This is a genomic window from Acidovorax sp. FW305-C-20-28 (assembly GCF_058783375.1).
The window spans coordinates 67,409-86,596 of record NZ_JBYSYM010000003.1; the positions used below are offsets into that span (position 1 = coordinate 67,409).

Consider the following 19,188-nt stretch of genomic DNA (forward strand, 5'->3'; position numbering starts at 1 on the left):
GGCGCAGCCCCCTTTGTATCACCCGCCGCATGCCGCCTGGGCGGCTATTGGGGAACGAAGCCGCTTTGCGCAACCAGGGCGGCCAGGGCCTTGGACACCTGGGCCAGCCGCTGGGCCTGCTCGCCTGGCGTGCCTGCCGCCGGCGTCATGGCGCTGGCCTGCAGCTTGGCCACCACCTCGGGCAGGGCCAGCACCTGGTGTAAAGCCGCGTTGTAGCGGGCCACGACCGTGTCGTTCAGGCCGGCGGGGGCGTACAGCCCGAGAAAGTCGCTCGTCGCATCCAGGCTGGGCAAGCCCGCCTGCCCGAACGAGGGCACGCCCGGCAGCAAGGGCGTGCTGCGGCTGGCCGCCAGGATGCGCAGCTTGCCCGCCTTCTGGTGCTGCAGGAAGTCCGAGATGCCCGAGACGCCTGCCGAGATCTGTCCGGCCAGCAGGTCGGTCACCATGGGCGTGGCGCCGCGGTAGGCCACGGGCACGATGTCGGCCTTGAGGTGGCGCGCCACTTCGCCGGCAATGAATTCCGGTGCGCTGGCTGGGGCCGGTACGCCGATGCTCGCGTCGCCGCGGCGCGCGGCGAACCACGCGCCCAGTTCCGCCAGGGTGGTAGCGCCAGTCTTGGGGTGCACCGCCAGCGCCAGTTCGAAGTTGGCCACGGCGCCGACGGGCCGGAAATCGGTGGCAGCCGCAAAGCCCGGCGCCTTCATGGTCAGGGGCACCATGGCCACGGTGTGGGTGTTGCTCAAAAAGAGCACCGAGCCGTCCACGGGCGCAGCCTTGAGAGCCTGGGCCGCGATCTGCCCACCGGCCCCGGGCTTGTTGTCCACCAGCACGGGCTGACCCAACTGGGTGGCGAGCTTGTCGGCCACGATGCGCGCCGCCGTGTCGGCCGGGCCGCCGGGTGGGTAGCCCACCAGGATGCGGATGGGGCCCGAGTAAGCCGGCGCCTGGGCCTGGGCGGTGCTGTACAGCGCCGGCCAGGTGAGGGCAAGAAGGGCTGCGGCCTGCAGGCAGTGGCGACGCGACGGGGTGGGGCGGTAGGGGCTGTGCATGGTGTTCTCTTTCGGGGCGGTCAGGATGGTGGGTCAGGCGGCTGCGCGCTGGGCGAGCAGGGCGCGGCGCCGTTCCACGATGGGTTGCAGGCGTGCCCGGGCCGCCTGCACGAGGGCGGGCGGCGCCTTGTGCGGTGCGCCCGTGTCGAAGGGCGGTTGTGGGTCGTACTCGGCAAACAGCTGCACGCCCTGGGCCACTTCGGTGCTGCTGGCCAGCGCAATCGCCTGCAGCGCGCAGTCGATGCCCGAGGTCATGCCCGCGCCGGTGATGCGGTTGCGGTCCACCACCACACGCTCGTCCACCGGCGTGGCGCCCACCAGGGAGAGCAGGGCGTGCGAGCCCCAGTGGCAAGTGGCGCGGTAGCCCTGCAGCAGGCCGGCCGCACCCAGCACCAACGGGCCGGTGCAGATGCCCACGATCCATCGCGCGCCCTGGGCCTGCCGGGCGAGGAAGGCCAGGGTCTCTTCGTCGCTGAGCAAGGCTTCGATGCCCGGGCCGCCTGGCACGACCAGCATGTCGAGCGCGCCGCAGTTGTCGAACGATGCGGTGGGGCGGAACTCCCAGCCCAGCTCCGTGCGGATCGGGTTGGTGTGCTTCCACACCAGGTGCAGTTGCGCGCCCGGTATGCGCACCAGCAGGTCGGCGGGGGCGACGTAGTCGATGGCGGTGATGTCGGGAAATACCAGCATGCCGATGTTCATGGGAAGGCCTTTCTGTGCGGTGGATGTTTGGATGGCTCCACTGTAGGATCGGCCTGTCTGTCCGTCAGGACACAAGCACCACGATTTCTGCCAAGCCGATCCGCCCCATGCAAAACGCCGCCCACCAGGTCTGGTTCCTGGTTTTCGATCAGTTCCAGCTCCTGGACGTGAGCGGGCCGCTGCAGGTCTTTGCCACGGCCAATGACGAACTGCGGCTGGCCGGCCGCGCACCGGTGTACGAGACCGGGGTCTACGGCCTGTCGGGCGGTGCCGTGCGCAGTTCGAGCGGGGTGGACCTGGTGGCGCGGGCGCTGCCGCAGCGCCTGGCGCGCAGCGTGCAGACGGTGGTGGTGCCGGGCGGCCCCGGGGTGTTCATGCCCGCCGCCGCAGGCCGCGCGGCGCACGACACCCCGGCGGCGCATGCCCTGGCGCACTGGTTGCGTCGCGCCTCACCGCGCATCGAGCGGCTGGCGTCGGTCTGCACCGGCGCTTTTGTCCTGGCCCACACCGGGGTACTCGATGGCGCCGGTGCCGTGACCCACTGGGCGGCCTGCGATCATCTGGCATCGGGGTTTCCGGCCATTGCCGTGCAGCCCGATGCCATCTACTTCCGCCATGGGCGGGTATGGACCTCGGCCGGGGTCACGGCGGGAATCGACATGGCCCTGGGCATGGTCGAGGCCGACCTGGGCCGCGACATCGTGATGGCCGTGGCCAAGAAGCTGGTGGTGTTCTACAAGCGGCCGGGCGGGCAGTCGCAGTTCAGCAGCGCGCTGCTGGAGCAGACTGCCGGCGACGAGCGCATCACCCGCCTGCACGCCTGGATCGCCGAGCACCTGCGCTCGGACCTGAGCGTGGCGCGCATGGCCGATCAGCTGGGCATGAGCCTGCGCACCTTTGCGCGCTTCTACACCGCCCACACGGGCACTACGCCCGCCCATGCGGTGGAGCGCATCCGTCTGGAGAAGGCCTGCCGCCTGATCGAGTCACACAGGCTCAGCAACAAAGCCATTGCGGTGCAGTGCGGCTTCAACTCCGAAGAGGTGATGCGGCGCATGTTCATGCGCCACCTGAATGTGTCGCCCAAAGGCTACCGTGAGCGGTTCGCGGCAGCGGACTGATGTGAGCCGGGCAAAAAAATGCCGCCTCTAGGGGCGGCTTGTGAGGGGCTTACCTTGGAGAAATAGGGGGGGCGGCGTGCCTGCCTTCAGGCAAATGTATTGACCTGGGTGCCCAGCGTGCCTGAAGTGGCCAAAGGGGGCTGGGGCAAGGCCTGGAGCAGGGTGGCGGCCGAAGAAGCCTGGATGTCCAGCGCCTTCTTGAGCACGCGGACGTTGAGGGCATCGGAGGTTTCGCGGCTGGCCAGGGCAGTGGCAGTGCTGACGATGCTGTTGCTGAGGGCGACATCCATAGGGGTTCTCCGGTACTTCTCTCGCTTATCGGCATTCTGCGCCTGAAATGGAGGATGTTTGTCAATTGTTACATTCTGCCGTGGCTGAAACGCCCTCTCCATCTCGGGGAGGCCTCATCACTCCAGGGCCGCCACGCCGATGGGCTGGCAGGCAGCCAGGTCGGATTCGCCCACCTCGGGCAGGTGCCTGGCCGCGTTGCGCAGGGCCGTGCGCAGGCCCTCTTCCAGCACCGGGTGGTAGATGGGCATGCCCAGCAACTGGTGCACCGTGAGCTTTTGCGTGATGGCCAGCGCCAGCAGGTGGGCCAGGTGCTCCCCGTCCGGCGCGCACATCTCGGCACCCAGCAGGCGGGCATTGCCCTTGTCCGCATAGACGCACAGCCGGCCGTGGTTGCGCAGGGCGGCGCGGGCGCGCCCATGGCGCTCGAACTCGACGGCACCCACCACGGTGTGGGCCGGGTCGAGGCGGTCGAAGGGCGTGCCCACCACGGCCACGTTGGGGTCCGAAAACACGATGGACAGGCGTGTGCGGCGCACGAAGCGCGTGGGCTCGGCCGCCAGCGCATTCATTCCGGCGATGTGGCCTTCGTCGGCCCCCTCGTGCAGCAGCGGCGCATGGCCATTGGCATCGCCGGCCAGGAACACGCGCAGCTTGCCGACCTGCTGGGTCTGCGAGTCCACCTGGGGCATGCCGCGTTCGTCCAGCGGCTCACCCAGGGTTTCGAGGCCCAGGTGCTCGACGTTGGGCGTGCGGCCCATGGCGGCGATCACCTGGTCCACCACCACGCGGTTGGCGCCACTGCGCACCTCGATGCCGCCAGCCACCTCGCGAAGTTCGGCCTTGGCATGGGTGTGCAGAACCATCTCTTTCCTGAGCAGGGCGCCGAGTTCGGCGTTCAGGGTGGGGTCGCTCAGGCCGGCGAGGGCGTGGCCGGTGGTGAAGGCGGCCACCTCCAGCCCCAGGCGGGCCAGGGCCTGCGACAGTTCCACGCCGATGGCGCCCATGCCGATCACGGCCACGCGCGGTCCCAGGTTCTCCCGCTCGAACAGGGTGTCGGTGGTCAGGATGCGGTCGCCGAAGGCCAGCCACTCCTCGGGTACCACGGGCCGCGAGCCGGTGGCAAGGATGATGCTGTCGGCGTGGTAGTGCACACCGTTCACGTCCACGGTGTTTGCATCGAGCAGCACGGCGCGGCCTGACAGGCTGGCGCCGCCCAGGTCCTCGGTGGCCCGCAGGGCCCCGGCCACGAAGTCATCGCGCAGGGCCCGCACGCGCTGCAGCACGGCTGGGATGTCGGCCTTGAGGTCTGAGCCCCCGCGGATGCCGAATTCCTCGAATGCCAGACGCCGGTGGAAGGCATTGGCCGCCTCGATCAAGGTCTTGGAGGGCATGCAGCCCACGCGGGCGCAGGTGGTGCCCCAGGGCCCCTCGTTGACGATCAGGTAGCGCTCCGTGCGCTTGCGCACCTCGCGCAGGGCAGCCAGGCCGGCCGTGCCTGCGCCGATAATGATGGTGTCGAGGGGCTGGCCCATGGATTGCATCTCCCGAGTGGCATGGAGCCGCCAGTGTGCAGGGCATGGGGCCGCCCGCGTGTAGGCGGGTTGCCCAAGGTGCGCCGCTTTTCAGTCTGCGTCCGTCCAGCCCACCCGCCCCTGGCCCTGGTCGTTGACGCGTTGCACGAAGCCCGCCGATTGCGTCTCGGGCAGCCGGATCTGCAGGGTCACCAGCGAGCCGTGCTGCACGTCTAGCAGGTCGGCGTCGGCTGCCTCCACCTCGCGCCGCAGCAGGCCCTCCAGCGCGTAGGGCACCATGCACTGCAGCGTGGCCATGCGCTGCAGCGTGACCTTGGGCGCGGTGAGCAGGGCCTGCGCGATGGCGTCGGTATAGGCCCGCACCAGCCCGCCCGCGCCCAGCTTCACGCCGCCGAAGTAGCGCACCACCGTGGCCAGCACGCCTTCGAGGTCCTGGTAGCGCAGCACGTCCAGCATGGGGCGGCCGGCCGTGCCGCTGGGCTCGCCATCGTCCACGGCGGCCGATTGGCCGCCCGCCAGCAGGGCCCAGCAGACATGGGCGGCGCCCGGGTGCTGCTTCCACAGCGCGTCCACCGCGGCCTGGGCGCTGGCCCGGTCGGCCATGGGTTGCACGCAGCCGATGAAGCGGCTTTTCTTGATGAGGAGCTCGCTGTGGGCCGGGGCTGCAAGGGTCTGTGGCATGGGGCGCAGAGCTTATCAGCCTTGCCTGGCCGCAAAGATGTGGTGCAAATGCGCCACTGGCAGGCCGCCACAGGTGGCAGATATGTGACGCCTGTCACAGCCACGGGCCCGCTGGTCGGGCTTGGCCCCGGAAGTGTGCGTTCTGTCACAAGCTCTGACGCGGTGCGTTCCTACACTTGAGCCCATAGCCGATGACTATTCTCGGCAAACAACAAACAAGCAAACGCACCCAAGGACCCGCCATGTTCGCACTGCCATTGACCGCCTCCCTCCCCGCCACGCTGGCCAGCCACGTGTTCGGCCGCTTCGCCGCATCCTCGGCGCCATCGTCCATGGCCCGCATGGCTATGCCCGTGCCCGCTGCTGCCGCCAGCACGCTGCGGGCCGATGTGGCAGCCGAGTTCGAAGACGAAGAGGAAGAGTTCGACCTGGCCCAGCGCGTGCGTGAAGTGGGTGAGTGGTAAGACCACCTACCGGGGCTCGGGCATGGGCGGCGTGACCGCGCGCGCCATGAGCACGCTGGTGTAGTTGGTGAGCGGCCTCCAGTCGCATTCGCCGACCAGCCGGTAGCCCCAGGATTCGTACATCGCAATCAATGCATGGGCCGGTTGGGCCGTGTCCAGTGCCAGGGTGGCGGCCCCGGCATTGCGCGCCCTGTCCAGCAGCTCCGTGTGCAGCAGTTTCCCCAAGCCCTGTCCCTTGAACCGGGGCGCCACGCAGAACTGCGTGATGGACCACACCGAGCTGTCGCGGTACAGCGCCACCTTCGAATCTGGCTGCGGCCCGCGCAGGGTGGCCGTGGCGGCATAGTCTCCGTCTATCTCCACCACCAGCGCCAGGCCCGAGGCCAGGCGCTTGGCCGTGTCTTTCACCGTCTGGTGCGTGGCCCAGTAGCGCAGGCCCTTGCTGGCGTGCGGGGCGTAGGCGGCGTGGATCAGTGCGGTCAGCCGCTCCAGGTCGTCGTGCGGCGCGAGCGGGCGGATGTGGGGGGCGGGCAGGGCAGGGGTCATGGCATTGCAGCCGCCGGGCGACGGCCTCAGAGTTTGAGCGACCAGGTTTCCGAGACCAATTGTTGCCCGAAGTCCTCGTACGGCTCCGACTTGTCCAGCACAAATCCCCGTTTGGCGTAGATCGAACGCGCGGTGGTGAGGCAACTGTTGGTCCACAGCACCATTTTTTTGTAACCTTTGGCACGCGCAAACGCGATGCATTCGTCGGTCAGCCGCGCCCCCAGGCCCATGCCGCGGGCCTTGGGCGATAGGATCAGCATGCGCAGCTTGGCCGTGGTGGCCGACTTGCGCACCACGAAGATGGCGCCCACGCGCTCGCCGTCGAGCTCGGCGATCCAACATTTCTCCCACTCGGGCTGAAAATTGCGCACGAACTGCGCAGCGATGTCGGCCACCAGGGCCTCGAAGCGCATGTCCCAGCCGTATTCGCGCGCGTAGATCTCTCCATGCTGCTGCACCACCCAGCCGATGTCGCCGGGCATGGGGTCGCGCAGCACGGCCACGCGCGGTGCGGCTGAGGCGCTTCCGGGTTCAAGCAGGGTTTCGATGCGCTCCATGGCCTGCACCAGCTCCGCCTGCCGGGGGGCGGGCAGGGGGGCGAGCAGGGCCGCCGCCTCGTCGCGCGAGCGCTGCTGCAGCGGGGCGAAGGCCTCGTGGCCGGAGGGGGTCAGCGTCAGCACGCTCTGGCGCGCGTCCCTGGCGCTGGGGGCCCGGCTGATCCAGCCGGCATTCTCGAAGCGGCGCAGGATGCGGCTCAGGTAGCCCCCGTCGAGCCCGAGCTCGCGCGCCAGCTCGCTGGCCACCAGATCCTGGCGGTGCGCCAGTTCGTAGAGCACGCGCACGTCGGTCAGCGACAGATCGCTGCCCAGATATGGGTCCAGCACACCGATGCGGCGCGTGAAGAAGCGGTTGAAACGGCGCACGGCCTTGACGGCGTCCGTGGGGGCGTAGGAAGCGGCTTGATCCATGATTGGTTGCTAAAGGCATGCAATTAATTGACTTTGGCAAGTATATGCGCCTTCGCCTACGACCGGACAAAAGCTAGGACAAACCGGTTCAGGGCGACAAAACGGACTCGCCAACGTAAAATCGCGGGTTATCCATAACGGCCTCGCCCACCCGAGGTCTCGCATCCCCCACATGAACGCCCCCGTTGACGTCTCCTTTTTCGCGCGCGCAGCCAAGCCGCTGACCAGCTATCGCCCCTACTGGGCGAAGCGTTTCGGCACGGCCAAGTTTTTGCCGATGAGCCGCGCCGAGATGGACCAGCTGGGCTGGGACAGCTGCGACATCATCCTGGTCACGGGCGATGCCTATGTGGACCACCCGAGCTTCGGCATGGCCGTGATCGGCCGCACGCTGGAGGCCCAGGGCTTTCGCGTGGGCATCATCGCCCAGCCTGATTGGCAGAGTGCTGACCCATTCAAGGTGCTGGGCAAGCCCAACCTGTTCTGGGGCGTGACGGCGGGGAACATGGATTCCATGATCAACCGCTACACGGCCGACCGCAAGATCCGCAGCGACGACGCCTACACCCCCGGCGACGTGGGCGGCAAGCGCCCTGACCGCGCGGCCATCGTCTACAGCCAGCGCTGCCGCGAGGCCTACAAGGACGTGCCCATCATCCTGGGTGGCATCGAAGGCAGCCTGCGCCGCATAGCCCACTACGATTACTGGAGCGACAAGGTGCGCCGCTCCGTGGTGGTCGATGCCAAGTGCGACCTGCTGCTGTACGGCAACGCCGAACGTGCCCTGGTCGAGGTGGCGCACCGCCTGGCCGCGCGCGAGCCCGTGGAGCAGATCACCGACGTGCGCGGCACGGCCTTCGTGCGCCGGCCTGACGACGAGAGCGGCAAGGGATGGTTCGAGATCGATTCCACCAGCGTGGACGAGCCGGGCCGGGTCGAGGCGCACATCAACCCCTACATGACGACCAGCGAGCAGGCGGCGGCCCAGGGCAGCACCTGCAGCAAGGAAGATGGAACCCTGGATGCGGAGGCCGGTACAGCCGCGGCGGCCGAGCCCAACCCCGCCATTCGGCCCATGCTGTTCGTGGCCAACCCGGCGCTCAAGGCCAAGCTCAAGGTGCCGCCGCGCGATCGCAGCGTGATCCGCCTGCCCAGCTACGAGCAGGTCAAGAGCGACCCGGTCCTCTATGCCCACGCCAACCGCGTGCTGCACCTGGAGACCAACCCCGGCAATGCGCGTGCCCTGGTGCAGGCCCACGGCGAGGGTGTCACCGCACGCGACGTGTGGATCAACCCGCCGCCCATCCCGCTCACCACGGCCGAGATGGACCATGTGTTCGACCTGACCTACGCCCGCGGCCCGCACCCAAGCTATGCCGACGAGAACGGCAGCCACGATGGCGCGACCAAGATCCCCGCGTGGGAGATGATCCGCTTTTCGGTCAACATCATGCGCGGCTGCTTTGGCGGCTGCACCTTCTGCTCCATCACCGAGCACGAAGGTCGCATCATCCAGAGCCGCTCCGAGGACTCCATCATCCAGGAGATCGAGGACATCCGCGACAAGGTGGCCGGCTTCACCGGCACCATCTCCGACCTGGGTGGCCCCACGGCCAACATGTACCGCCTGGGCTGCAAGAGCCCTGAGATCGAGGCTGCCTGCCGCAAGCCGAGCTGCGTGTACCCGGGCATCTGCTCCAATCTGGGCACCAACCACGATCCGCTGATCAAAATCTACCGCCGCGGCCGTGCGCTCAAGGGCATCAAGAAGATCCTGATCGGCTCGGGCCTGCGCTACGACCTGGCCGTGAAAAGCCCCGAGTACGTCAAGGAACTGGTGCAGCACCACGTGGGCGGCTACCTCAAGATCGCCCCCGAGCACACCGAACAGGGCCCGCTCACCAAGATGATGAAGCCGGGCATCGGCAGCTATGACAAGTTCAAGCAGATGTTCGAGAAGTTCAGCGAAGAGGCGGGCAAGAAGCAGTTCCTGATCCCGTACTTCATCGCCGCGCACCCGGGCACCAGCGACGAGGACATGATGAACCTCGCCATCTGGCTCAAGAAGAACGGTTTCCGCGCCGACCAGGTGCAGACCTTCTACCCGAGCCCCATGGCCACGGCCACGGCCATGTACCACAGCAACAAGAACCCGCTGCGCAAGATCACGCGCGACAGCGAGGGCGTGGACATTGTGCGCGGCGAAAAGCGCCGGCGCCTGCACAAGGCCTTTCTGCGCTACCACGACCCGAACAACTGGCCGCTGCTGCGCGACGCGCTCAAGGCCATGGGCCGCGCCGACCTGATCGGCAACGGCAAGCACCACCTGATCCCGACCTTCCAGCCGATGACGGATGGCGGCTACCAGAGTGCGCGGCGCAAGAACTCCACCCTGAGCGGCGGCAAGACTGCGGCGCAAACTGCCGCTTCGAAGCCTTCGCAAGGCGTGGCGCTCAAGTCCACCCAGCCGCAAAAGGGCCGCATCCTCACCCAGCACACCGGCCTGCCACCGCGCGTGACCGGTTCGGCCAAGCCCTCGGCCGGCCGCAAGGGCCGCTAGCCCCCCGGCTTTCTTCCATGCCGCAGGACCGCATCCTCTACGCCGACACCGCTGCGTGGCGGGTGGAGCGGGTGGTCAAGCCTGCGGGTGTGGTCCATGCGGGCAGCACCGTCTACCAGGTGGCGACCCCGCGCTGGGTATTCCCGGTGAGCGGTGTGTCCGAATTCCACATGGAGGGGCGGCAGGTGCTGCTCGACGGGCTGACCGTGGTGGCCTTGCCCACGGGGCTGCCCTACCGCGTCCATGAATGGCAGGCCACGGAGCGCAGCCACATGGTGGTCAGCATGCAGCCGGGCAGCACCCCGGCCTGCGGCCCCGGCCATGTCCTTGCCTGGAGCCTGTCACCACGGGTGCTTTGGCAGTTGCGTCTGCACTGGCGTGCGCTCGCGCAGGGGCGCGAGCAGGCTGCCAGGCCTGTCCCCACCAGCGGTGTTTTGCGCGGCAACGCCATGGCCCATGCGGCAGTGGCGCGGGCGCGCCGCTTCATGGCCACGCGCACGGCGGCGGCCGATGGCCTGCGCTGGTCGCTGCATGACGTGGCCGATACCGCGTGCTGTTCCTACTTCCACCTGGCGCGCCTGTTCCGCGGCCATGCCGGCCTGGGTCTGCATGCCTACCGCGAGCAGTTGCGGCTGGCCGTGGTGCTGCAGCGCCTGGAGGAAGGCGAGGGCGACCTGGCCGCCCTGGCGCACGACCTCGGCTACAGCAGCCAGAGCCACCTGGGCACTGCCTTGCGCCGCGAAGTCGGGGTGACGCCGGCGCAGGCGCGCCAGGCGCTGCGCGGCTGACCGCAACGGACCTGGGCAGGATTCTGATAGCCGGGTCGGGGGTGGTGCGCAGAGACTGCGGGCATGCCTGCTGTCACCTCCTTCTTGCGCCGCCCGTCTTTCTTCCTGCCATCGCCCTGGCTTGGCTGGCTGGCCGCGCTGGCTGCCGCGCTCATCGGCAGCGGCTGGCAGTTGGCCTCGCGCCATGGGGTCACCACCACGCTGGGGCCGGTCGAGCTGGCCGTGCTGCGCTATGCCATTCCCGCGCTGGTCCTGGCACCGCTGTGCTTGCGGCGCAGCGGGTGGCCGACCGGCCTGTCCTTGTGGCGCTGCGCACTGCTGGTGCTGTGCGGCGGCCTGCCGTTCGGCCTGGTGGTGCTGGCCGGCGCGCAATGGGCGCCTGCTGCGCACATGGGCATCTTCGTGGCCGGCAGCCTGCCGGTGTTCACTGCGCTCGGGGGCTGGCTGGTGGCGGGGGAGCGGCCAGCGCCTTCGCGGCTGCTGGGCCTGGCGCTGATCGTGGCGGGCATGGCCGTCTTCGGTGCCGCTGGCTGGGGTGCGGTGCAAGGGGCCTGGCGCGGCGACCTGCTGTTCCTGCTCGCGGCGCTGCTGTGGTCCGCGTACACGCTGGTGTTCCGCGGCAGCGGCCTCACGCCATGGCAGGGGGCGGCTGTGGTGAACCTGGGGTCGGCTCTGCTGTTGCTGCCCGTGTTGCTGGTCGCAGGTGCCCCGCGCCTGCTTTCGGCCCCTTGGACCGACGTGGCCTGGCAGGCGCTGGGGCAGGGCGTGGCAGCAGGTATGCTGGGCCTGGTGGTCTACGGCGTGGCGATTGCCCAGCTGGGCGCGGCGCGCGCCGCCCTGTCTGCCGCGCTGGTGCCGCTGCTCACGGCCATCGGCGGTGCCGGCTTGCTGGGGGAGTCGTTTTCGGGTGCTTTGCTTGCTGCCGTTCTGCTGGTGGTACCTGGCCTCGTACTGGGCAGTGGGGCCCTGGCTCAGCCTTTGCGCAGACAGTCCTCCAGGGGGACGGGGCGCGAGAGCGCATAGCCCTGGGCATGGTCCACGCCGATGGCACGCAGCGCATCGACGATTTCCATGGACTCGGCGAACTCCGCAATGGTCTCCTTGCCCATGACATGGCCGATGTGGTTGATCATCTCCACCATGGCGCGGTTGGTGGGGTCTTCCAGCAGGTCGCGCACGAAGCTGCCGTCGATCTTGAGGTAGTCCACCGGCAGGTGCTTGAGGTAGGTGAAGGAGGACATGCCCACGCCGAAATCGTCGAGCGCGAAGCGGCAGCCCAGTTGCTGCAGGTCCTTCATGAGCCGCACGGCACTGGGCAGGTGCGATATGGCGCTGGTTTCGGTGATCTCGAAGCACAGCAGGTGCGGGTCCACCCCCGACTGCTCGATTTCGGTGTGGATGTAGCGCAGCAGGCTCTCGTCGCCCAGGCTGATGCCCGAGAGGTTGATGGCGCAGGTGTGCACCGTCGGGCCCCCGGCAGCCTGGTGTTGCGCCAGAGTGGCCAGCGTGTGCCGCACCACCCAGCGGTCGATGGCGGGCATCATGCCGTAGTGCTCGGCGGCGGGAATGAAGCAGCCCGGGGCGATCAGTTCCGTGCCGTCCTCGGCCAGGCGCAGCAACACCTCCAGGTGCAGGCCCGCCCCGTCCCCTTGCAGCGCGGTGATGGTCTGCGCATGCAGGCGAAAGCGGTGGTGCTCCAGGGCCAGGCGCAGGCGCCGCACCCAGTCCATGTCGCCTTCGCGGCGGCTCATCTCGATGTCTTCGGTCTGGTAGACGAAGACCTGGTTGCGGCCGCCTTCCTTGGCGCGGTAGCAGGCCATGTCGGCCACGCGCATGGCCTCCTGGATGGTGCTGAGCGCCGGGATCAGCTGCACCATGCCGATGCTCAGCCCGGTGGAGAGCTGGCGGCCTTCCCAGAGCACGCGCAGCTCGTGCCCCGCCTGGCGCAGTTGCTCGGCAATGCGTGCCGAGGGCGCGGGCGGGCAGTCCTTGAGCAGAATGCCGAATTCGTCGCCCCCCAGGCGCGCCAGCGTGTCGCCTTCGCGCAGGTGGCTTTGCAGCATGCGGCAGACCTCGCGCAGCATCTCGTCGCCCGCCTGGTGGCCGCAGGTGTCGTTGATGAGCTTGAACTGGTCCAGGTCCACGAAGAGCAGGGCGCCTTCGCGCCCCACGGCGCGCGGCTGGCTGAGCAGCACTTCGAGCCGGTGTTCGAACTCGCGCCGGTTCACCAGGCCGGTGAGCGCGTCGTGGCTGGCCTGCCAGGACAGCTGCTCCACATAGTGCTGCTCGCGCGTCACGTCGTGCAGCACCAGCACCGCCCCCTTGGGCCGGCCCTGGTGCTCGATCGGCGAGCCCATGAGCTTGACGGGCACAGCGCTCTGGTCCGGGCGCACCACGGTGGGTGTGAAGCCATCGCGGTGCGTGGGGCCGCCGCGCAGCACCCGCTCCACCAGGTGCTCCGCGCCCAGGGCGCCGGTGCCGTCGTTGAGCTGCAGCACCTGGGCCAGGGGGCGCCCGGTGGCCTCCTGGGCGGGCATGCCCACCAGGGCCTCGGCAGCGGCATTCAGGTACAGCACCTGGCCCTGCAGGTCGGTGGTCACCACGGCGTCGCCAATGGCGGCGAGCGTGATGCGGGCCTGCTCGCGCTCGGCGTCGAGCGCGAGCTCCGCCCGCTGGCGCTGCGCCAGCAGGCCTCGGGTGTGCCAGGTGGTCAGAAGGATCAGCAGGCTGGCCATGCCCACGTTGGCCCAGAGCAGCCACTGCACGATGCGCCGGGAGCTGTCCCCCAGCGAGGCGCTGAAGGCCCGCGCCGCCGGGGTGGCGCCCGCATTGATGGAGCGTATGCTGGCCTGCCAACTGCGGCGCGTGCCGGCGTCCACCAGCCCTGCGGTGTGGCCCTGGTGGATCTCCTCGGCCAGCAGCTGCAGGCTGGCGATGTGCTGGTCCCCGACCACCCAGTGGACCAGCGGCTGCCGCATGATCTCGAAACGGTGGAACCATTGCAGCAGCCAGATCAGGCTGTCGATGTCGTCGGGGTGGTTCTCGCCGCGGGCAAAGCCTTCCCGGGCGGCGTTCAGGTCGATGGGCTGGGACTCGAGCAGCGCCAGGCGGGCCGCCTTGTCACCCAGCGGAACCTCGACGGCCTTGCGGTATTGCACATAGGCGTCGGGGGATCCTGTGGCGGCGTAGCGGTCCAGGTAGTAGATGGCGTCCTTCTGCCCCTTGGTCCACAGGCTTTCGCCAGCCACGAAGGCCCGCACGGCCGACAGCACATACAGGCTGCCCGCGACGCAGGCCGCCAGCAGGACCACCATCAGCAGGAAGGGCCAAGTGATCCGCAGCGTGGCGCGCAGCGGTCCCTGGCCTCGTGGCGCGCCCGTGTCGGTCATGTGCCGCTGCCGCCGGGGCTTTCAAGGCCGTGCGGCCGGATGTGCCTGGAGCGGGCTTTGGTGGCTGAACAACCCCATTGTCGATTCCCTCCCGTGCGGTAGGCCGCCGTGTCGCCCCCAGTCGGAATTGCGGTGGGCGGGCGTGCGGGCTGGCCGTGCCAGGCCACTATATCGGCAACCCGGCGGCCGCGCAGCAAATCCTTGGCGCCGGGTGCGCCAGCGGCGGGCATGAAAAAACCCGCGTGCCTTGCGGAGCGCGGGTTCCCGGGGGTTGGAACCTGTTCAGTTGGCCGTGGCGGCGTGCGTGCCCACCACTACGGACTGGGTCTTATCGTCCGGCACGGGGGGCGTCACCAGGTCTTCGATGATGAAGGTGCGGTAGTAGAAGGCCGTGGCCGCGCCTTCGGGGGTGATGGCCGCGACCACCGCGTCGGGCTCGTCCTTGCTGTCCATTTGGATCAACAGGCCATGGTGGCCGGTGCCGGCCAGGTCGGCGATGCGGCGCACCATGTCACCCTCGGCGCCCACCGAGGGCAGGGGAGCATCGGCCGTGCCCAGGGTGCGCACGATGTCGGCCAGGATGGCTTCGGGGCTGGCATAGGCCAGCGCGCCCTTGTGGCCAGCGGCCTCCAGCGCAGTGGCTGCCTGGCGCACGCAGTCCTCGTCGGGGAACAGGGCGAACACATGCCCTGTGGGGTAGAACACGCCGCCCATATTGGTCATGGTGGAGTCAAGAATCATTGGCTTCATGGCCGTCTCCTTTGGAGGGGTGGATACCTCTCCATTGAAGCCTCGGGCAGCCTGGCTGCCTGTAGTCCCAGGGGCAATTTGCCTGTCATCCCCATGTGGAGTCTGGTTGGCTCAGCCGATCCCGCGCAGTACCCAGGCGGCCAGGCCGGCGCAGTTCGCCAGCACCGTGGCCCAGTACGCCGCCCGGAACCTGGCCTTGCTCGATTTGTGGCGCAGCATCTGCTGGGCGAACCAGGCGCCGGGCCAGCCTCCCAAAAGCGCCAGTCCGTGCAAGGTGTTTTCGCTGGTGCGCCATTGACCGCTTTGTGCCGCCTGCTTGTCGATGAAGTAGAGGCCAAAGGTCAGCAGGTTGAGTGCTGCCGCGCCGCCCAGCAGCCAAAGGGGCAGCCGGCCCTTCCATGCCCCCCAGGCCAGCAGGCCGGCCCAAAGTGCCATCAGCAGGTAGGCCGCGGCCTGGAATGCAGGCGTGCCACCCGACCGGTCGGCGCGTGATGGCTGCTGTTGCCGGGGCTTGGGCGCTGGCGGTACGGGCGCCGAGCGAGCAGACGCGTGTGCTGTTGCCTGGGCGCCCGCAGGCTGCACCGCCATCGCCCTGGGGCCCTTGCCGCCCACATGGATCTCCTGGTAACTCACGGACTGCCCTTCGCGGGGCGTACCACCGCCCTGGAAATCGCGCACGTGGAAGAAAACGTCGGCAGGGGTGTCGGGGCTGCGGATGAAGCCAAAGGCGCGCTCGGCGTTCCAGCGCACCACTTTCCCTTGCTTTTGCATGCTTGCTTGTGTTTTCAGGCGAGGGTGTGCAGCGGGATGTCCTGCGCCTGTGCCAGTGCATCGAGCTGCGCGCGGGTCTGCGTGCGCAGGAAGGCAGCCACGGCCTCGTGCGTGGCCGGGGCGCGCAACACCTGTGCATCGCCCGTGGCGGGCAGGCCGGCGGCGGCGCACAGGCTGGCGGCAAAGTGGGGCTCCAGGGCGGCCACGGCCACCCGGCCATCGGCGCAGGGGTAGATGCGGTAGCCCGCATGGTTGCCACCTACGTCGCCGTCGGGCGTGGTCAGGCCCCAGTCGTGCGGCTGGGCCAGCCATGCGGCGGCATCGGCCAGGGCGACTTCGATGCACACGCCGCTGCCGCTGTGGGTGCGCTCCATCAGGGCCTGGAGCACGGCCTCGCTGGCCATCAGCGATCCCCCCATGTCGGCATACAGCGTGGGCGGCATCTCGGTGCCGGTGACCAGGCCGGCATCGGCCAGGTAGGTGAGGTCATGGCCCGGCTCCTCCGCACGCTCGGCCGCCGCGCCGACGATGCGCACCAGGGACAGGCGCGGGTACTTGGCCTGCAGGGCCTCCCAGCCCAGGCCCAGCTTGGCCAGGGCCGAGGGGCGGAACGAGGTGATGAGCACATCGGTGCGCGCCAGCTCTTCGTGCAGCGTGGCCTGGCCCTCGGCCGTCTTGAGGTGGGCATGCACCACGCGCACGCCCTGGTGCAGCGTGGCGTAGGCAGCCGGGCTGTAGATGCCCATGGGGTCGGCGCTCGGGTAGCCTGCCACAGGCGGTGGTTCCAGCTTGGTGCACTGGGCGCCCATGCGCACGCAGCGCATCAGGGCGGCGGGGCCGGGCAGGTTCAGGGCAAGGCTCAGGACGCGGGTGTTGCGCAGGGGCTGGGGCAGGGTGGTGCTCATGTCTCTTTGTAGAAATGGATGAAGGCGGTGGCGCCCGGGGTGGATCCATGGCCGGAACTTTGGTCCGGCCGCGCGCTCACTCCCTGCGTTATACAAAATTTGTTACGTTATCCTTGTCCATGCAACGCAGAACCTCTCTGGCCGCCCTCGCGGGGTGGGCCACTTTTCCAGGAGCTTTCGTGACTTCGCTCAGCAGTGCCGCCCCCTTGCCCGCGTTGCAAGCCCTCAAGCCCTCGCCGCGCATGCCGGTGCTGTTCCTGGGCCATGGCAGCCCCATGAACGCCATCGAGGACAACGCCTGGCGCCGCGCCTGGCAGGCGCTGGGCACGGAGCTGATGGCGCGCGCCGTGCAGCCCCAGCTCATCCTGTGCATCTCGGCCCACTGGCTCACGCGCGGCGGCTGGCAGCTCACGGGCATGGCCAACCCCAAGACCATCCACGACTTCGGCGGGTTTCCGCAGGCGCTGTTTGACCAGCAGTACCCCGCGCCGGGCGCGCCCGCTGTGGCGCGCACCCTGGCCAAGGAGCTGAAATCGCCGGCCACGGGCGCCGCGCTCGGGGTGGACGAGGGCGAGTGGGGCCTGGACCACGGCACCTGGTCGGTGCTCAAGCCCATGTTCCCCAAGGCGCAGATCCCCGTGCTGCAGTTGAGCATGGACTACAGCCGTGCCCCAGCGGAGCACTATGCGCTGGGCCGGCAGCTCGCGGTCCTGCGCGAGCGCGGTGTGCTCATCGTGGGCAGCGGCAATGTGGTGCACAACCTGCGTGCCACGCGCCGCGGCACGGCGGCCAACGAGGCCTACGACTGGGCCAATGAGTTCGATGGAGTGGTGCAGGACCAGATCAAGCAGGGCCAGCTCGATGCGCTGGCCAATTTCCTGCAGCTCGGCCCGGTGGCGAAGCAGGCCCACCCCACGCATGAGCACTACCTGCCGCTGTTGTATGCGGCCGGGGCGGTGCAGTCGACTGAAATGCCGCGCTTTTTCAATACAGGCTTCCAGTCGGCATCGATCTCGATGCGCTCGGTGCTCTGGGGTTAGCAGATGTCCCGCGATGGCGACATGGCCGGCAAGGTCCGGGCGCTGATGGCCCAGGCCATGTCGACGGGGGACCCGGGGGTCTTGCTGTCCTTGGTGCCGCAATTCCAGGCGCGTGCGTACAGGAAAGGAGAGGTGCTTGCGCACCAAGGGGCGGTCTGGGACCGGGCCTTCTTTGTGGAGCGCGGCCTGGTGCGCATGCACACCATCGAGGGCGATGGCAAGGATTTCAGCAAAAGCTTCTGGCCTGGCGGCACCATGTTCTTCCCGCTGACGCCCGGCATGGAGAGCGAAGCCCTGCCGTTCAATGTCTCGGCGCTGGAGGACTCCGTCGTCTGGAGTGCCCCGTTGGTCGATCTGCGCACCGGCCTGCACGCCAAGGGGCTGTGGGAGCCGTTTCGGGCTGAGCTCCTGGGACGGCTGCTGCACCGCAAGTCGCAGCGCGAGCTGGACCTGCTCACGCTGGACGGCAAGGCCCGCTACCAGAAGTTCTGCCGGCAGGAGCCGGACCTGGCCGAGCGGGTGCCGCTGGTGCACCTGGCCAGCTTCCTGGGGCTCACGGATGTCTCGCTGTCCCGGATCCGCCGCCAGATCAACCAGGCCACGCAGAACTGATCAATTGTTAAGGCGCCGTTCTTCTCCCTTTCCTACAGTGGGGTCGCCTTGTGCAATCCCGCGCAAGGGGCATCCATAGGGAAGGAGTTTCGATTCATGGCAAGAGGTATCGCATGGGCCACCCTGGTTCTGGGCCTGGCCCATCTCGTGTTCGGCATTGTCCGCTTCAAGCTGCCGCTGGGGGAGGCTGTGGCTGCGGGGTTCATTGACCAGTTCCGGGAGCACGAGCTGCGGCGCACGGCGTTCTGGTTCCTGATGTGCGGCCCCTTGCTGATGCTCATGGGGCACCTGGCCATCCGTGCCGTGGCCATGGGCGACCCGGCGCTGCTCAGGATCACGGGCACGTATGCCCTCGTGGCATCGGTGGTGGGCATCGCGGCGTTCCCGGTGTCGCCGCTGTGGTTGCTGTTCGGGCTATCGCTGCTGCTGATCGCTGCGGGGTGGGGCTGGCTCTAGGGTGTGCATGCGCAGCCAGGGCCAGCGCTGCTGGTAGCTCAGGGCCTTGGCCTCGAACAGCGGCAGGTGCGGGCAGGCCGGGTTGGGGCGCAGGATGCCTGCGTACAGCTCGTCGAGCCCATAGGGCGCATGCAGCACAGGCCCGTCGATGCCGGGCTGCAGGCCCACACAGGTGCAAGGCACCAGAAAGCGGCCAATCCCGTCGCGCGCCGAGGTGAGGGCGGTGTAGGGGTAGCCGAACCATTCCTCGTACCAGAGGTGCACGCGTGCCTGGTTCTTGGCTTCCACGGTGATGGGCAGGTCGGCGAACAGCGCCTCCGCGCGCGCCTGCACGGCGGCTTCGGTCGCGGCTGACAGGTCGCCCGCATCGAAGTAGAAAAGGTCGTAGTCCTTGATGCGCGCCTCGGGCGCATGGCCCGAATGCAGGTTCCACACCGTCTGGAACAGGCAGCCCGCGACCAGCCAGGCATCGGGCAGGCCCAGAAGCGGCAAACGCTCCAGAAGGGCCGCGTTGTGCGGGTTCTGGAGCGCTTCGCTCACGAAGCGGCGCCGCAGCGCCGCTT

General features: G+C 68.7%; 20 protein-coding genes. 8 read left to right on the top strand and 12 right to left on the bottom strand.

What is annotated here, in order from left to right:
• Positions 1-44: 44 nt before the first annotated feature.
• Entirely contained in the window at positions 45-1,049 is a 1,005-nt protein-coding gene (locus tag AC3WOH_RS05410; protein WP_492228360.1) for a tripartite tricarboxylate transporter substrate-binding protein, read from the bottom strand.
• Positions 1,050-1,082: 33 nt separating this feature from the next.
• Entirely contained in the window at positions 1,083-1,751 is a 669-nt protein-coding gene (locus tag AC3WOH_RS05415) for a DJ-1/PfpI family protein (RefSeq protein ID WP_492228361.1), read from the bottom strand.
• Positions 1,752-1,858: 107 nt separating this feature from the next.
• Here AC3WOH_RS05415 and AC3WOH_RS05420 point away from each other — a divergent pair, with 107 nt between their 5' ends.
• The gene (locus tag AC3WOH_RS05420; protein WP_492228362.1) at positions 1,859-2,872 is read left to right on the top strand and encodes a GlxA family transcriptional regulator; all 1,014 of its coding nucleotides are present in this window, start codon (positions 1,859-1,861) and stop codon (positions 2,870-2,872) included.
• Positions 2,873-2,958: 86 nt separating this feature from the next.
• Here the strand turns inward: AC3WOH_RS05420 and AC3WOH_RS05425 are convergent, their stop codons facing one another.
• The 3 genes from AC3WOH_RS05425 to AC3WOH_RS05435 form a co-directional block, all read right to left on the bottom strand.
• On the bottom strand, positions 2,959-3,162 hold the full coding sequence (locus tag AC3WOH_RS05425) for a YjfB family protein (RefSeq protein WP_492228363.1): 204 nt from the start codon (positions 3,160-3,162) through the stop codon (positions 2,959-2,961).
• Between the two features lie 117 nt (positions 3,163-3,279).
• Positions 3,280-4,695: a dihydrolipoyl dehydrogenase gene (locus AC3WOH_RS05430; RefSeq protein WP_492228364.1), complete on the bottom strand. Its 1,416-nt coding sequence runs from the start codon at positions 4,693-4,695 to the stop codon at positions 3,280-3,282.
• A 90-nt stretch (positions 4,696-4,785) separates the two neighbouring features.
• Positions 4,786-5,376, bottom strand: coding sequence for an IMPACT family protein (locus AC3WOH_RS05435; protein WP_492228365.1), 591 nt, complete (start codon positions 5,374-5,376; stop codon positions 4,786-4,788).
• Positions 5,377-5,618: 242 nt separating this feature from the next.
• On the opposite strand from AC3WOH_RS05435, the gene AC3WOH_RS05440 reads away from it, so the two are divergent.
• Complete coding sequence (locus tag AC3WOH_RS05440) at positions 5,619-5,840, top strand: hypothetical protein (RefSeq protein WP_492228366.1); 222 nt, start codon at positions 5,619-5,621, stop codon at positions 5,838-5,840.
• A 6-nt stretch (positions 5,841-5,846) separates the two neighbouring features.
• Here AC3WOH_RS05440 and AC3WOH_RS05445 read toward each other — a convergent pair whose 3' ends face one another.
• Both AC3WOH_RS05445 and AC3WOH_RS05450 read right to left on the bottom strand, forming a co-directional pair.
• Complete coding sequence (locus tag AC3WOH_RS05445; protein WP_492228367.1) at positions 5,847-6,386, bottom strand: GNAT family N-acetyltransferase; 540 nt, start codon at positions 6,384-6,386, stop codon at positions 5,847-5,849.
• Positions 6,387-6,412: 26 nt separating this feature from the next.
• Positions 6,413-7,354 (bottom strand): bifunctional helix-turn-helix transcriptional regulator/GNAT family N-acetyltransferase, encoded by a 942-nt coding sequence (locus AC3WOH_RS05450; protein WP_492228368.1) that lies wholly within the window; start codon positions 7,352-7,354, stop codon positions 6,413-6,415.
• A gap of 172 nt (positions 7,355-7,526) precedes the next feature.
• Here AC3WOH_RS05450 and AC3WOH_RS05455 point away from each other — a divergent pair, with 172 nt between their 5' ends.
• The 3 genes from AC3WOH_RS05455 to AC3WOH_RS05465 all read left to right on the top strand — a co-directional run bounded on the left by AC3WOH_RS05455 (position 7,527) and on the right by AC3WOH_RS05465 (position 11,725).
• Complete coding sequence (locus tag AC3WOH_RS05455; protein ID WP_492228369.1) at positions 7,527-9,914, top strand: YgiQ family radical SAM protein; 2,388 nt, start codon at positions 7,527-7,529, stop codon at positions 9,912-9,914.
• 17 nt (positions 9,915-9,931) lie between these two features.
• A complete protein-coding gene (locus AC3WOH_RS05460) occupies positions 9,932-10,702 on the top strand; it encodes a helix-turn-helix transcriptional regulator (RefSeq protein WP_492228370.1) in 771 nt (256 codons plus the stop codon).
• Positions 10,703-10,765: 63 nt separating this feature from the next.
• Entirely contained in the window at positions 10,766-11,725 is a 960-nt protein-coding gene (locus AC3WOH_RS05465) for a DMT family transporter (RefSeq protein ID WP_492228371.1), read from the top strand.
• On the opposite strand, the gene AC3WOH_RS05470 is transcribed toward AC3WOH_RS05465, so the two are convergent.
• The 4 genes from AC3WOH_RS05470 to AC3WOH_RS05485 form a co-directional block, all read right to left on the bottom strand.
• A complete protein-coding gene (locus AC3WOH_RS05470) occupies positions 11,674-14,091 on the bottom strand; it encodes an EAL domain-containing protein (protein ID WP_492228372.1) in 2,418 nt (805 codons plus the stop codon). The two genes, AC3WOH_RS05465 and AC3WOH_RS05470, sit on opposite strands and share 52 nt — an antisense overlap.
• Positions 14,092-14,373: 282 nt before the next feature.
• The gene (locus AC3WOH_RS05475) at positions 14,374-14,841 is read right to left on the bottom strand and encodes a hypothetical protein (protein WP_492228373.1); all 468 of its coding nucleotides are present in this window, start codon (positions 14,839-14,841) and stop codon (positions 14,374-14,376) included.
• A 111-nt stretch (positions 14,842-14,952) separates the two neighbouring features.
• Positions 14,953-15,612 carry a DUF1294 domain-containing protein gene (locus AC3WOH_RS05480; protein WP_492228374.1) on the bottom strand — a complete coding sequence of 220 codons (660 nt, stop codon included), beginning with the start codon at positions 15,610-15,612 and terminating at the stop codon, positions 14,953-14,955.
• Between the two features lie 14 nt (positions 15,613-15,626).
• Positions 15,627-16,517, bottom strand: a complete 891-nt coding sequence (locus tag AC3WOH_RS05485; RefSeq protein WP_492228375.1) for a CoA transferase — start codon at positions 16,515-16,517, stop codon at positions 15,627-15,629.
• Between the two features lie 179 nt (positions 16,518-16,696).
• Between AC3WOH_RS05485 and ygiD the strand changes: the two genes are divergently transcribed.
• The 3 genes from ygiD (at position 16,697) to AC3WOH_RS05500 (ending at position 18,625) form a co-directional block, all read left to right on the top strand.
• Positions 16,697-17,557, top strand: coding sequence for a 4,5-DOPA-extradiol-dioxygenase (gene ygiD, locus AC3WOH_RS05490; RefSeq protein WP_492228376.1), 861 nt, complete (start codon positions 16,697-16,699; stop codon positions 17,555-17,557).
• A 57-nt stretch (positions 17,558-17,614) separates the two neighbouring features.
• The gene (locus AC3WOH_RS05495) at positions 17,615-18,169 is read left to right on the top strand and encodes a Crp/Fnr family transcriptional regulator (protein WP_492228550.1); all 555 of its coding nucleotides are present in this window, start codon (positions 17,615-17,617) and stop codon (positions 18,167-18,169) included.
• A 96-nt stretch (positions 18,170-18,265) separates the two neighbouring features.
• Positions 18,266-18,625: a DUF6463 family protein gene (locus tag AC3WOH_RS05500; protein WP_492228377.1), complete on the top strand. Its 360-nt coding sequence runs from the start codon at positions 18,266-18,268 to the stop codon at positions 18,623-18,625.
• Here AC3WOH_RS05500 and AC3WOH_RS05505 read toward each other — a convergent pair.
• Entirely contained in the window at positions 18,584-19,165 is a 582-nt protein-coding gene (locus AC3WOH_RS05505; RefSeq protein WP_492228378.1) for a nucleotidyltransferase family protein, read from the bottom strand. The genes AC3WOH_RS05500 and AC3WOH_RS05505 overlap by 42 nt on opposite strands.
• Between the last annotated feature and the right edge of the window lie 23 nt (positions 19,166-19,188).